At 69.2% G+C, this 12690-nt stretch carries 14 protein-coding genes; 8 read left to right on the top strand and 6 right to left on the bottom strand.

Annotated elements, in window-relative coordinates; genetic code table 11:
• Together VNE62_02000 and VNE62_01995 are read left to right on the top strand one after the other, a co-directional pair.
• A partial coding sequence (locus VNE62_02000) for a hypothetical protein (GenBank protein HVE91062.1) occupies positions 1–480 on the top strand: 480 nt, incomplete at its 5' end.
• 6 nt (positions 481–486) lie between these two features.
• Complete coding sequence (locus VNE62_01995; protein HVE91061.1) at positions 487–1326, top strand: glutamate formiminotransferase; 840 nt, start codon at positions 487–489, stop codon at positions 1324–1326.
• Here VNE62_01995 and VNE62_01990 read toward each other — a convergent pair.
• Entirely contained in the window at positions 1296–2297 is a 1002-nt protein-coding gene (locus tag VNE62_01990; GenBank protein ID HVE91060.1) for a polyprenyl synthetase family protein, read from the bottom strand. The two genes, VNE62_01995 and VNE62_01990, sit on opposite strands and share 31 nt — an antisense overlap.
• Positions 2298–2497: 200 nt before the next feature.
• Here VNE62_01990 and VNE62_01985 point away from each other — a divergent pair, with 200 nt between their 5' ends.
• Positions 2498–2923 carry a cyclic nucleotide-binding domain-containing protein gene (locus VNE62_01985; GenBank protein HVE91059.1) on the top strand — a complete coding sequence of 142 codons (426 nt, stop codon included), beginning with the start codon at positions 2498–2500 and terminating at the stop codon, positions 2921–2923.
• A gap of 40 nt (positions 2924–2963) precedes the next feature.
• Here the strand turns inward: VNE62_01985 and VNE62_01980 are convergent, their stop codons facing one another.
• Positions 2964–3161, bottom strand: coding sequence for a hypothetical protein (locus VNE62_01980; protein HVE91058.1), 198 nt, complete (start codon positions 3159–3161; stop codon positions 2964–2966).
• Positions 3162–3423: 262 nt separating this feature from the next.
• Here VNE62_01980 and VNE62_01975 point away from each other — a divergent pair, with 262 nt between their 5' ends.
• The 3 genes from VNE62_01975 to VNE62_01965 all read left to right on the top strand — a co-directional run bounded on the left by VNE62_01975 (position 3424) and on the right by VNE62_01965 (position 5405).
• A complete protein-coding gene (locus VNE62_01975; protein ID HVE91057.1) occupies positions 3424–3726 on the top strand; it encodes a hypothetical protein in 303 nt (100 codons plus the stop codon).
• 19 nt (positions 3727–3745) lie between these two features.
• Positions 3746–4237: a transcription elongation factor GreA gene (gene greA, locus VNE62_01970; GenBank protein HVE91056.1), complete on the top strand. Its 492-nt coding sequence runs from the start codon at positions 3746–3748 to the stop codon at positions 4235–4237.
• A gap of 79 nt (positions 4238–4316) precedes the next feature.
• Positions 4317–5405, top strand: a complete 1089-nt coding sequence (locus VNE62_01965) for a Zn-dependent alcohol dehydrogenase (GenBank protein HVE91055.1) — start codon at positions 4317–4319, stop codon at positions 5403–5405.
• A 4-nt stretch (positions 5406–5409) separates the two neighbouring features.
• Here the strand turns inward: VNE62_01965 and VNE62_01960 are convergent, their stop codons facing one another.
• Both VNE62_01960 and VNE62_01955 read right to left on the bottom strand, forming a co-directional pair.
• Complete coding sequence (locus VNE62_01960) at positions 5410–6282, bottom strand: hypothetical protein (protein HVE91054.1); 873 nt, start codon at positions 6280–6282, stop codon at positions 5410–5412.
• Between the two features lie 9 nt (positions 6283–6291).
• A complete protein-coding gene (locus VNE62_01955) occupies positions 6292–7356 on the bottom strand; it encodes a hypothetical protein (protein HVE91053.1) in 1065 nt (354 codons plus the stop codon).
• A gap of 134 nt (positions 7357–7490) precedes the next feature.
• Here VNE62_01955 and VNE62_01950 point away from each other — a divergent pair, with 134 nt between their 5' ends.
• Positions 7491–8795, top strand: coding sequence for a protein kinase (locus VNE62_01950; protein ID HVE91052.1), 1305 nt, complete (start codon positions 7491–7493; stop codon positions 8793–8795).
• Positions 8795–10090: a glycosyltransferase family 4 protein gene (locus VNE62_01945; protein ID HVE91051.1), complete on the top strand. Its 1296-nt coding sequence runs from the start codon at positions 8795–8797 to the stop codon at positions 10088–10090. Before VNE62_01950 ends, VNE62_01945 begins: the two co-directional genes overlap by 1 nt.
• Here VNE62_01945 and VNE62_01940 read toward each other — a convergent pair.
• Complete coding sequence (locus tag VNE62_01940) at positions 10087–11295, bottom strand: cystathionine gamma-synthase (GenBank protein HVE91050.1); 1209 nt, start codon at positions 11293–11295, stop codon at positions 10087–10089. The two genes, VNE62_01945 and VNE62_01940, sit on opposite strands and share 4 nt — an antisense overlap.
• Positions 11292–12680: a cystathionine beta-synthase gene (locus VNE62_01935; GenBank protein HVE91049.1), complete on the bottom strand. Its 1389-nt coding sequence runs from the start codon at positions 12678–12680 to the stop codon at positions 11292–11294. Before VNE62_01935 ends, VNE62_01940 begins: the two co-directional genes overlap by 4 nt.
• Positions 12681–12690: the final 10 nt, after the last annotated feature.

The raw sequence follows: 12690 nt of genomic DNA, 5'->3' as shown, positions 1-12690 counted from the left end.
ACCGTCGCGATGGCCAAGTTCGGCATCGAGCTGGACTACAGGGTCGTGAGCGTCGTGAAGTTCGACGAGTCGCCCCCCGCGATGCTGAACCCGGTCAACGCGTCCCCCGTTGTCTGCGTCGCCTCCGTCACCTGGGTGGCTGAGGGGGCGCGCACAAGCTGCACGGTGCGCCTGGAGAGCGACGGCCGGGAATCCACGGGCGAGGCCGCAGGATCAGCGGCCACGGTCGGCCGGGCCCGGCTGGCTGCGAGAGCCGCCCTGCAGGCCATGGGTGACCTGCTCGAACAGGAGCGTGCCGTGGAACTCGTGGACCTCCAGGTGGCCGCACTCGCCGGACGGCGCGCGGTTGTCGTACTGGTCGTGGACACCTCGGACCCGGCCGAGCAGGTCCTGCTTGGATGCGCGCTTGTAGGGCACGAGGAGTCCGATGCCGCGATCGAGGCGGTCATCGACAGCCTCTGCGGGCGCCGTCCGGCCTGAACCCGGGTGCTGATCGCGGCCCCCAACCTCGCCGAGGGCCGCGACTCGATCGTCGTCTCGCGCATCGCGGGCCCCGGTCCACCGTTGCTGGACCTGCACACGGACGCCGACCACAACCGCAGCGTCCTCACTTATGGCACGTCGAGAAACGCCCTCCTGACGGCGTGCCTGGATATGGCTAAGCGTGCTGTGGAGGTGCTCGACCTCCGCACGCACCGGGGAGTACATCCCACGACCGGCGTCCTGGACGTTCTGCCCTTCGTCCAGGACTCCGAGGAAGAGCTCGCGCGCGGACTGGCGGCCGAGGCGGCCTCGGAGCTGGCACTCGGGCTGAGGCTGCCGGTCTACCTGTATGGGGCCGCACACCCAGGACGCAGATCGCTGCCGGACCTGCGCAGGCAGATCGCCGCGGGGGTGGCGCCGGACCTCGGCCCCCTCAAGCCCCACCCGTCCGCGGGAGTTGTCTGCGTGGGAGCAAGGCCGCCGCTGGTCGCCTTCAACGTCAACCTCCGGGGGCCTGTGGAGGCAGCCAGGCAGGTCGCGGCCACGATGAGGTCCAGCTCGGGCGGGAGCCGGTCGCTGCCCGGGGTCCGCGCCCTGGGCCTCGCCCTGGACTCACGCGGTCTCGTCCAGGTGTCGATGAACCTGGTCGAGCCGCATGCGACCGGTCCCCTGCTCGCGTTCCAGCGAGCGAGCGAGCTTGCTCGCGACGCAGGACTGCAGATCGTGGAGGCCGAGGTCGTGGGCCTCGTGCCGGACGCCCTGCTGCCTCAGTTGGAGGCGGTCCCCCTCCGGGTCCCGGCCAGGGGCGTCGTTCAGGCGGCCGGCGAGACCGGCATCCGCTGAAGGACGAACTCCACCAGGTCCTCCAGCGCGCGCCGGTGGGGCGAGTCCGCAATGGGCTGGAGCGATTTGAGGGCCTGGTCGGCATACCCACGAGCCACATCGCGGGAGTAGGTGAACGATCCCGTCCGCTGCATCGCGCCGACGATGCGTCCTAGATCCCCACCGCTGCCGAGCATCTCCGCAACTGCATCGTCCTCCTTGATCGCGTGCAGGAGAGGAAGCGTGTAGATGCCCTCCTTCAGGTCCGTGCCCAAAGGCTTGCCGGTCCTGCCTTCGTCTCCCAGGAAGTCCAGGAGGTCGTCGGCCACCTGGAAGGCGATGCCGAACGAAGTGGCGTAGTCACGCAACGAAGCTGCCGTTTCGTCGTCGGTGCCGCCCACTCGCGCGCCGAGGTACGTCGCCGCAGACAGCAGCCTCGCAGTCTTGAGCTCGATGACCTTGAGGTACTCGTCCATCGACCTCTGCACGTTGAAGGCGCATTCGATCTCGCGAACCTGGCCTTCGCAAAGCGCCGCGATCGTCGACGCCAGTATCCCGGGGGCCTCACCGCCGACCTCGGCAGCCAGCTGGGAGGACTTGGCAAACAGGTAGTCGCCGGACAGCACGGCCAGTGTGTTCGTCCAGTTGGCGTTTACCGACGGCACACCGCGGCGCGTGTCGGCCTCGTCGATCACGTCGTCGTGGTGAAGGGTCGCCAGGTGCGTGAGCTCGATGGCCGCTGCCAGCTTGCGGATCGACTCGGCCGCCGAGGGGTCGCGCCGCCCGAAGCCGGCGGCCAGGTAGGTCAGCGCCACACGCAGCCTCTTGCCGCCGGCGCGCAGCAGGTGCTGGGCCATGACGGTCACGAATGGGAATTCCGACCAGACGGATTCCAGCAGGAACCCCTCGGTCGACAGGAGCTCTTCCTCCACAAGCGCAAGCGCGGCTGGAGGTCCTTCCGACGTCTGTCGCCTCTGCTCGCCTTGGCTCATGGCTCCAATCCGACTCCGGACGGTGCGAAAAAAGCGCTCGGTCACACTAGCGGTCGCAGGTCTCGGGAGGCGATGTTAAGCGCTCGCTCAACGGAGGCGCCACCTGAGGCGCCTCACGGCAGACGTCCTGCTGCGGTCGCGGGCTCGGGAGTCGCCGGTACAATCCCGGCAACGCGTGTCCGAAACCCGGAGGGTCGCTGATGCCGTTCAAGACGAGCAAGATCGACGTCCTTAAGAACGTGTCCCTGTTCTCGGCCTGCACCAACAAGGAGCTCGGGCACATAGCTTCGCTCGTCGACGAGGTGGACGTGCCGTCGGGGGCGGTACTGACAAAGGAGGGCGCGCCCGGCCGCGAGTTCTTCGCGATCATCGACGGGCGCGCGAACGTCACCTTGCGAAACAAGAAGCTGGCGACGCTCGGCCCGGGAGCCTTCTTCGGTGAGATGTCGCTGCTGGACCAAGGCCCGCGCGCGGCCACAGTGACGGCGGACAGCCAGATGCGGCTGTACGTGCTGGATGGGCGCAGCTTCTCGACGCTGCTGGACAAACACCCGGCGGTGGCGCGCAAGATCCTGCGCGTGATGGCCCAGCGTCTGCGCGAGATCGAAAAGGCGCCGACGCACTAGCAGCGACCGCCCGGGCGCCGTACGTCCGGGCGGGATGACCCTAGCTAGCTGCGCGCTGCGACTGCGCGCCGCGGTAGGCCGGGTGAGACCTCACGCAGCGGGCGATGCCGCGAAGCTTGTCCTCGAGTTCCCTCGCGGTCGTAGGAGCCGCCTGACGCAACTTCGCCAAACACACTTCCAACTCCTCGAGCTCCCCGCGGCGAGCCGCGAGAATCGCCCGATCAACCAGAATGGCCATGTCTCTTCTCCGTCCTCGTTTTCCAACCGCTGACCACTTCAACGCCCGGAGGACGCTCAGCCGCCGCCCTTGTCTACGGGCTCAGTCATACAGCGATCCGACGACGCCTCCGGATACGCCCTCCTCGGGAACCCGCCGAAGCACGGTGTGGCGCCGGCTCGGCCCCCCAGGCATTGGGCCCCACCGTCGAAGGCCATCGATCCAAGGACCGGACGGCTGCGCGGCAGGCATCGGTTTCGAGGCAGGAGGGTATGCTCGGACCATGATCCTTGAAGTGAATCCCGAGAGCCTGCGCGACATCGCCGCAGCCATCAACGCCGCCCGCAAGCGGGAGCCGGACGCCGAGGTGCTGGCGGAGGTCGAGCGGTCGGTGCTCATCGCGATCAAGAACCGCGAGGGGACGCTGGTGCTCGAACCACTGCAGGCCAACGCTCTGCGAAACTCACTGCTGCAGCGCGCCTACGACCAGCGCAACACCAGCGAGGCCATGGACTACTCCGACCTGGCGGAGCGCATCGAAAGGGCCCTGGACGACGCGGCCCTTCCGGTGGACGAGGTCCAGTGATAGAAGCGAGAGTCAAATGGTGACAGAGTCCGATCGCCCGATACTCAGCCAGCCGGCCATCGAGGCCCTGCGCGCCGAGCTGGAGTCGCTGAAGGAAGACGGAAGGCGCCAGATGTCCGAACGACTGCTGGCGGCGCGAGAACTCGGGGACGTCAGCGACAGCGCCGAGTTCGAGTCGGCCAAGCAGGACCAGGCCCTCATGGAGGGCCGGATAGCAAAGCTCGAGGACCTGATCAAGCGTGCCGTCGTCATGGAGGCGCCCGAGGACATCTCCAGCGTCGGCCGGGGCGTTCTGGTGACCGTGCGCGACGTGGACTCGCCGCAGTTCGAGGACTCCTACGTGATCGCCGAGTCCGAGGAGAGGGTGACCGGAGCCCGAGTGCTGTCCCCCCAGTCGCCACTGGGTCAAGCCCTGATCGGCAAGAAGATCGGTGACCGCGTCACTTACAACGCACCCGGCGGCACCTTCACCTACGAGGTGGTCTCCCTGGCCGCCGCGGACGTCACCTAACCGCCAGCCCCCGGTCCCACATCGCAGCGCGTTCGACCTGTGTTCTACCGTGTTCCGTCACGCATCCAAAGGAGCGAACATGAAGGCAGCCGTGCTGCAGGCTTTCGGAGAGCCTGTCACCATCACCGACGTCGAGCTGGCGCCGCCGAAGGCGGGCGAGGTGCTCGTGCGCATCCGCGCCACCGGAGTCTGCCACTCGGACTTGTCGATGCAGCAGGGAAAGCTGCCCTACCCCCTGCCCTGCGTGCTGGGCCACGAGGGCGCCGGCGTCGTGGAGCAGGTCGGACCGGGGGTCGCCTCAGTCGCCCCCGGGGACCACGTCGTCGTGGTGTGGTCGCCGATCTGCGGTCACTGCTTCTACTGCCTCCGCGGCCAGGCTCACCTGTGCGAGACCAGCCAGGTCCTCGGCCTGATGGAGGACGGGACCTCGCGGTTGTCGCGAGACGGCGAGACCCTGTACCACGCGATCAACGCGGCGACGTTCGCCGAGGCTGCCGTCCTGCGTGAGAACTCGGTGGTGAAGATCCCCGACGACGTCCCGTTCGAGATCGCCGCCGTAGTCGGCTGCGGGGTCCTGACGGGGGTTGGTGCGGCGGTCAAGACGGCGTCCGTACGGCCCGGCGACTCGGTCGTGGTAGTGGGCTGCGGCGGCGTGGGCATCAACGTCATCCAGGGCGCGAGGCTGGCGGGTGCCGACCCGATCGTGGCCGTCGACGCCGTGGCCGGGAAGCTGGAGATGGCGCAGCGGTTCGGCGCGACCCACACGGTCAATGCCTCGGAGACCGATGCCGCCGCAGCGGTGCTCGGGCTGACGGAGGGCCGCGGCGCGGACGCGGCTTTCGAGGTCGTCGGCAACGTGAAGCTCCAGCGCCAGGTGTACGACATGACGCGTCGCGGGGGGTCCGCCGTTTTCGTCGGGGTGGCTCCATTCGGCGACGAGGTGTCGCTGCCGAGCCTGTTCCTGACGCTCGGCGAGAAGAAGGTCCTCGGGTGCTTCTACGGGTCGTGCGACCCCAGGCGCGACATCCCCTGGATCCTGTCCCTTTGGAGGGCCGGGAAGCTCGACCTCGAAGGCCTGATCTCGCAGCGCTCGGTCCTGGAGAACATCAACGACGCCTTCGAGGACATGCAGGCCGGCAAGGTCATCCGGACGGTGCTTTCGCTTTAGGCGCTCACATGCGCTGGAGCGCGAAGCGGTCGCAGGCCGTCTCCGCCGCGCTGGGCCTCCCGAGGACCTCGCGCAGGTACCAGTGGTAGTACTCGTGCAGGTACAGGTACCTGATCAGCGTCTCCGGGTCGTCGAAGGTCAGCTGTCTTTCAAACCAGCGGAAGCGAAGTCCCTTCCCTCTGATGCGTTTGGCGCGGTACGGCACCCGCTCGACGAACGGGCGGAACGGCACAGGCACCTGGATGGTGATCAGGCGCGCGTCGAACTCGCAGAAGGCCTGGACGTGCGGACGCGTCCGGTACCGAAGCGGCTTCACGACGACCTCGTACCCGTGGGCGACCGGCAGCCCGGCGATGCATGCTCGGACGCGAGCAGCGGTCAGTCCGGGCAAGCCAGTCGTGCGGACGGGCATCGCGCCCGCTCGGGGGCCGGGCAACCGGACGGCGGCATCCCTCGGCCGTTGCAGAGGGCGGCACCCCAGCGTCACCAGCGCGCGCTTTACCGCGCTCGCCGCGGTCTCCCCCGCTGTGACGATCGTTCCTCCAGGCAGGCTCACCCTGATCAGCTCACGCGCGGTGCGCACCGGGTCCACGGCGATGCTGGGCTCCAGCGAGATCACGTCGAACAACTGGTCCTTCATCGGCAGGCAGGTCGGGTCCACCGTCAGCCGACGAGCGACGGGTCTGCCGAAGGTCGCCGACACGACCCCGCCGGACCGCTTGCCCAGCACTCTCAGTTCTCGCTTCAAGGCCGTGGGGTCCATGTCGATCAGGAGCACCCGGCCTGACGGACGCAGAGCGGACGCGGCGGTAGCTGCCAAGGGCATGCGCGCCGAGGAGGCACGGGGACGCACCGGGACCGCGCCAGCCGAAGGCACGCGGGGATTCTAGGAGTTGCGGGCGAGGCTTGCGCGAATGATCTGGTAGCGCATCTCGTCAAACGCCGACCGCGGGGCCCCCGACTCCGTCAGCAGCCCCCAGCACTTCGCCAGGGAACACCCGCCCTCGTCTGCCAGCGAGGTCCAGACGGCGGACGTGACGCGCGACGACATGGCAGCGTCCCTGACCCCTTCCAGGACGGCTTCGAGCAGACGGCGCTGAGCCGCCTGTGTAGCGATCAGGGCCTCCGCGTCGGGCTGCGCCACGTCCAGCGGAAAGGTGTCGTCGTACTGGCCGGCGTGACCCCCGAACTCCCCGACCTCGATGTCGATCTCGGGGCCGAGTCCTGCGCGCGGCATGTAGATGCTTCTCGTCTGGCGCAGGATCTGGCTTACCTGGTCCCGCGGACCGCCGAGCGCCCATGGAGTGCCGACAGTGAGCGTCCCGGGGAAAAGCTGGACGTCGACGAAGCTCACAGGGGAAAGCAGCTCGCGGCCCATGCTCCGAATGACGGCCCACCACGCTGCGTCCTCGACCGGGTCGCCTGTGGCCAGCCATGAGAAACCGACCCGGGCGTCCGGAACTGTCTGAGACACGGCCTGCACTCCGGCGACCAGCACCGAAGCTGTCCAGGCTGGGTCGGACCCGGGATCGTCGGGGACCAGCGAGTTGGGCCTGTTGCTCACGTCGAATGAAGCGGGCGCCAGGGCGGCGACGCGTGAGGCGGTCTCGGAGGCCCACGAGCCGAAGCCGCTCAGCAGCTCCGGCCCCGCTGCGCTCTTGGGTGCCCGGTACCGGAGATTGACCACGATCCGCCAGTTTCTGTCGGCGGCGGCTCTGACGACCTCCATTCGCTGCTCGGCGACGTGCGCGGGATCGGACCATTCAAAGGGAACCCGGACGGTAAAAGGCTTGTCGGAGGCGAGGAGCTCGGCGTCGCGGAGGTGTTTCGTCGAGGTCATGGTGGCGCCGAGGTCAAGCACCGGAGCCCGCTCAAGCGGGTAGGCACCGGCCGGAGTGACGCCGGACATAGCGCAGACGACGAGCGCCACCAACCCCCGTACGACTTGCATGGATGAGGAGTTCGGCGACCAGGGGTCATTTCCTGCCCAGCCCGAACCTGCTCTGGAAGCGCCCGCACTGGTCCCCGGTCTTCGGGGCGGGAGCGGCGGCGACGGCGCGATACCATGCGCCGCAGGAGGGCGCGATGGAACCGCAGGTGCTGGCAGACAGGTACGAGCTGGTCGAACGGCTTGGCGCCGGCGGCATGGCCGTCGTCTGGAAGGCACGGGACCGGCTGCTGGGCAGGGAGGTCGCCGTCAAGGTCCTTCACCCCGGGCTGTCCCACGACGCGGACTTCGTGGAGCGATTCCGCAGAGAGGCGCGTCATGCGGCGTCCTTGTCCCACGCCAACGTCGCGGCCGTCTACGACACCGGCGACAGCGGGACCCCCTTTATCGTCATGGAGCTCGTTGACGGCTCGAGCCTCCACCGCATCCTCAAGTCGGGGGGGCCGATGCCGGTCCAGCAGGTCGCCCGCGTCGCTCGCGCCATCCTCGCCGCGCTCGGCCAGGCGCACGCGAGGGGCCTCGTTCACCGCGACGTGAAACCCGGCAACGTCCTGGTTGCTTCGGACGGAACCGTCAAAGTCACCGACTTCGGAATCGCCAAGGGCCTAGAGGAGGTGTCCGGGCTCACTCAGACCGGGACCCTGATGGGCACCGCCTCCTACCTGTCCCCGGAACAGGCCAGCGGCCAGCCGGCGACGCCGGCCTCGGACCTGTACGGCACGGGCTGCCTTCTCTACGAATGCCTCACCGGCACTCCCCCCTTCACCGGCGATACGCCCGTGGCCGTCGCCGTGCAACACCAGAGGGACCCCGTGCCGCCGCTCCGGGAGCGCAGGCCGGACGTCCCCGCGGGGCTGGATGCGGTCGTCAACCGGGCGCTGGAGAAGGACCCGGCCCGCCGCTACGCGTCGGCGGCCGAGATGGACGCGGCAATCGCCGCCACGGGGCTGGACCTGAACCCCGACGAGCAGCCGACGGTGCTGGCGCCGGTGGCCGCCGCTCCTACCGTGGCCATGTCTGCGGGCTACGCGTCGACCGCGTCCTCGACGCAGGTGATCAGACGCCGCCAGCCGCCGCCGTCGAAGACCGGACGAATCCTGGGCCTCGCCGCAGTCGGACTTGCAGTGGCCGCGCTTCTGTGGCTGGCGGTGGCACTCGTCTCAGTGCTCGGCGAGGACAAGGGGCCGGAGGAAACGACGCCGCCCCCGTCCCTTCGGACACCCGGCAACATCATCTTCGACGAGTTGCCTGAGACTCCAGAGCCGACTCCAGCACCAACTCCGCGGCCCACTCCCAAGGTGACGGCAACACCAACGGTGACAGCGACACCGGAGGTGACCCCCCTCGTGACACCGACGCGGACCCTAAGGGTGCCGAGAACGCCCGTAGTTACTCCCCTGCCGGACCCAGACGAGGAACCGCCCGGGCAGAACGACCCGTGATGGCGCCCGGGCTCGCGCACGACCGCGTGCCGGCCCCGGAAGGCGGGACCGCGCCACTGCGGGTTGCGATGTTGACCTACCGGGGGCACCCGCACACCGGGGGACAGGGGGTCTACGTCCAGGAGCTGTCAGCGGCCCTCGCCGACCGCGGCCACCGGGTGGACGTCCTGAGCGGGCCCCCGTACCCGGACCTGGACTCCCGCGTGCAGTTGGTCAGGCTGCCGAGCCTCGAGCTGTACCGCCCGGACGACCCCTTCCGCCCGCACCGGCGTCCGTCCGGGGCCACGGACCTGCTGGAATGGTCGGCCATGAGTGCCGGTGTGTACCCGGAGCCGCTCACTTTCAGCCTCCGGGCGCTGCGGTGGATCGCCGGTGGCCGGTACCGCTACGACGTGGTGCACGACAACCAGGTCCTCGGCTACGGGCTTTTGCCGGTGTCACGGCGGGTGCCGGTTGTGGCCACGGTCCACCATGCGATCACCATCGACCGCAGGATCGTCCTTGAGTCCATGGACGACCCGAAGGCGAAGTCCGGGATGCGCCGGTGGTTCGGGTTCGTCCGGATGCAGCAACAGGTCGCCCGCAGGCTCCCGCGACTGATCGTCCCGACCGAGGCCGGCCGCCGGGACGTCGCCAGGGAGCTCGGACTTCACGCCGCCCGGCTGGAGGTCGTCCACAACGGCGTGGACCCGGACAGGTTCCGAAGGATCCGGTCCAGGACCCGGGTGCCCGGGCGGATCCTGTCGGTGTGCAGCGCGGACGTGCCGCTCAAGGCTCTCGGGGTACTGATGGACGCTGTGGCCAAGCTCCGGGCCGAGCGTCCGGACGTCTCGCTGGTCTCGGTGTGCCGTCCCTCGCCCTCGACGCTCGAGTCGGTCCGGCGGCTGGGCCTGGACCAGGCCGTGACCTTCGAGCCCGGCGTGTCCGCACGGCGGCTGCTGGAGCTGTATTCGGAAGCCGAGGTCCTCGCCGTCCCGTCGCTTTACGAAGGCTTCTGCCTGCCGGCGGTCGAGGCCATGTCCTGCGGGCTGCCGGTGGTGGCGACTGACGCCGGGGCCATGCCGGAGGTGGTCGGCGACGCGGGAGTCCTGGTTGCCGCGGGCGACTCGTCCGCGCTCGCGTCGGGGCTCGGACGGGTTCTGGCCTCGGAAGCTCTCCGGCGGAAGCTGCGTTCGGCCGGACGCAAACGCGTCCTCGACCGATTCACCTGGACCGAAACCGCACGCAATACCGAGGCCGTCTACCTCGACGTAATCGCGGGACAACGACCGCCGTCGGCAGCGTCGCGTCGTTAAGAGACGCGGTCCAGGGCCTGACGCAGGTCGTCCAGCAGGTCGTCCAGCGACTCGATTCCAACTGAAAGCCGGACGAGGGCCGGGTCCACCTCGAGCGGCGACCCCTCGGCGGAGGCGTGGGTCATGCGTCCGGGGTGCTCGATCAGCGACTCCACGGCTCCCAGTGACTCAGCGAGCGTGAACACGCGGGTGCGTCCGCACAGGTCCACCGCCGCCTGCGCTCCCGCGGCGACGATGAACGACACCATGCCCCCGAAGTCGCGCATCTGCTTCGCGGCAACCGCGTGGGTCGGGTGGGAGTCCAGGCCCGGGTACAGCACCCGCTCGACGGCCGGGTGCGACTCGAGCATCTCGGCCACGGCCCTTGCGTTGGCGCATGAGCGGTCCATGCGCACGGCCAGAGTCTTGATCCCCCGCTGGACCAGGTAGCAGTCCAGGGGGCCGGGGACGGCACCGACGGCGTTCTGAGTGAAGGCGAGACGCGTCGCGAGGTCCTCGTGGTTCGTCGCGACCACTCCTCCGACGACATCGGAGTGCCCCCCGAGGTACTTGGTGGACGAATGCACGACCGCGTCCGCCCCCAGCTCCAGTGGCCGCTGGAGGTAGGGGGTGGCGAACGTGTTGTCCACCACGCACATGGCGCCCCGCTCCCGCGCGAAGGAGGCCACGGCGGGGATGTCCACCACCGACAGGAGTGGGTTTGTAGGCGACTCGACCCACAGCAGCTTCGTGCCCGGGCGCCACGCCGCCGCAAGGGCGTCCAGGTCGGTCAGGTCCACCGGCGCGTACGGAAAACCCGCAGGCTCGAAGACACGGGAGACCAGCCTGAAGGTCCCGCCGTATGCGTCGTTGGGAATCACGATGTGGTCGCCCGGCGAAAGCTGGCGAAGGACGGCGTCCGACGCAGCAAGGCCGCTGGCGAACGCGAGCGCATAGTCAGCGCCCTCCAGAGAGGCGACGCACCGCTCCAGCGCCGTGCGCGTCGGGTTGCCCGTGCGCGAGTACTCGTACCCCTTGTGCTTTCCGACCGCCTCCTGCGCGTAGGTGGACGTCAGGTACACGGGGGTGACCACGGCGCCGGTGGTGGGGTCCGGGTCGGACCCGACGTGGATCGCCCTCGTCTCGAAGCCGGCCCCCGTGAACGCGTCACCGGGCCCGTGGGCGCCGCCGGTGCCCTCTGTTCCCACTCCGCCTCCGGCGCTCATGACGGCTGTCCCGCTAGGAACTCCAGAAGGTCCGAACGGCTCACGATGCCGACAGGGTGGCCCGCCTCGACCACCAGCATCGCCGGCGCCTTCTCCATGCGCTCGACGACCGACAGCACCGACTCGCCGCCGCCGACGGTCGGCAGGGGCGGGCCCATCACGTCCCGCACGGGGGCATCGAGCACCGACGCATCGCGAAAGGCACGGTCAAGCAGGTCGCGGTCGCGGACGGCTCCCACCACCTCCGCCACGGCAAGGGGGGGTTCCTCCGAAAGCACCGGCACCTGGGACACGTCGTACTCCCTCATCACCTCGATGACGTTGCGGACCGACTCGTCCGGGTGGACGTGGACGAGCGGCGGGACATCCGTGCCCTTGCGCGCCAAAACGTCTCCCACCGTTGGGCCCGTAGCCTTTAGGAACCCGTACTCGGACATCCAAGCGTCGTTGTGCAGCTTAGAAAGGTAACCGCGGCCGGAGTCCGGGATCAGGACCACCACGACGTCGTCCGGCCCCAGGTCGCGGCCGACCTGCAGCGCTGCCCAGACGGCCGTGCCGGCAGAGCCGCCGACCAGGATCCCCTCCTCGCGCGTAATCCGTCGGGCGGTGAGAAACGAGTCGCGGTCTGAGACCATGACCACCCGGTCCACGGAGGCCGGGTCGTAGCTGGTGGGCCAGAAGTCCTCGCCGATACCCTCGACGAGGTAGGGCCGTCCTGTGCCGCCGGAGTACACCGACCCCTCCGGGTCGGCCCCCACGACCTGGACCGCCGGGTTCTGGGCCTTCAGGTACCTGGACACGCCGGTGATGGTCCCGCCGGTGCCGATGCCCGCCACGAAGTGCGTGATCGCTCCGGACGTCTGCCGCCAGATCTCGGGACCGGTGGACTGCTCGTGTGACAGGGGGTTGACCGGGTTGTGGTACTGGTCGGGCTGGAACGCACCCGGCGCCTGCGCCAGACGGCGCGCCACCGAGTAGTACGAGTCGGGGTGGTCGGGCGGGACGGCCGTCGGACAGACCACGACTTCCGCGCCGTAGGCCCGGAGCAGCGAGATCTTCTCCTGGCTCATCTTGTCGGGCATGACAAAGATGCACTTGTAGCCCCTGCGGGCCGCGACTATGGCCAGCCCAACGCCCGTGTTGCCCGACGTGGGCTCCACGATCGTCCCGCCAGGCTGCAGTTTCCCCGCCTTCTCCGCGGCCTCCACCATCGCCATCGCGGGGCGGTCCTTCACGCTGCCGCCGGGATTCAGGAACTCAAGCTTCGCCACAAGCGTGCACGGCAGTCCCGAGCCGATACGGTCCAAGCGCACGAGCGGCGTGTTGCCGACGAGATCCAGCAGCGACTCCGCGGCATCGAGGCCTTGGCCTCCCGCTGAGGCCATCGCAGCGGGG

The sequence above is a fragment of the Actinomycetota bacterium genome, assembly GCA_035536535.1.
Classification (GTDB): domain Bacteria; phylum Actinomycetota; class JAICYB01; order JAICYB01; family JAICYB01; genus DATLNZ01.
Note: the sequence above shows the minus strand (reverse complement) of the source record. Positions and strands in the feature narration are given on the sequence as shown.

Bases quoted from the DNA above. Each gene is read 5' to 3' on its own strand.
- VNE62_01945 (HVE91051.1), top strand. From the start codon at position 8,795: ATGGCGCCCGGGCTCGCGCACGACCGCGTGCCGGCCCCGGAAGGCGGG.
- VNE62_01940 (HVE91050.1), bottom strand. From the start codon at position 11,295: ATGAGCGCCGGAGGCGGAGTGGGAACAGAGGGCACCGGCGGCGCCCAC.
- VNE62_01985 (HVE91059.1), top strand. From the start codon at position 2,498: ATGCCGTTCAAGACGAGCAAGATCGACGTCCTTAAGAACGTGTCCCTG.
- VNE62_01975 (HVE91057.1), top strand. From the start codon at position 3,424: ATGATCCTTGAAGTGAATCCCGAGAGCCTGCGCGACATCGCCGCAGCC.
- VNE62_01955 (HVE91053.1), bottom strand. From the start codon at position 7,356: ATGCAAGTCGTACGGGGGTTGGTGGCGCTCGTCGTCTGCGCTATGTCC.
- VNE62_01950 (HVE91052.1), top strand. From the start codon at position 7,491: ATGGAACCGCAGGTGCTGGCAGACAGGTACGAGCTGGTCGAACGGCTT.
- VNE62_01980 (HVE91058.1), bottom strand. From the start codon at position 3,161: ATGGCCATTCTGGTTGATCGGGCGATTCTCGCGGCTCGCCGCGGGGAG.
- VNE62_01990 (HVE91060.1), bottom strand. From the start codon at position 2,297: ATGAGCCAAGGCGAGCAGAGGCGACAGACGTCGGAAGGACCTCCAGCC.
- VNE62_01965 (HVE91055.1), top strand. From the start codon at position 4,317: ATGAAGGCAGCCGTGCTGCAGGCTTTCGGAGAGCCTGTCACCATCACC.
- VNE62_01935 (HVE91049.1), bottom strand. From the start codon at position 12,680: ATGGCCTCAGCGGGAGGCCAAGGCCTCGATGCCGCGGAGTCGCTGCTG.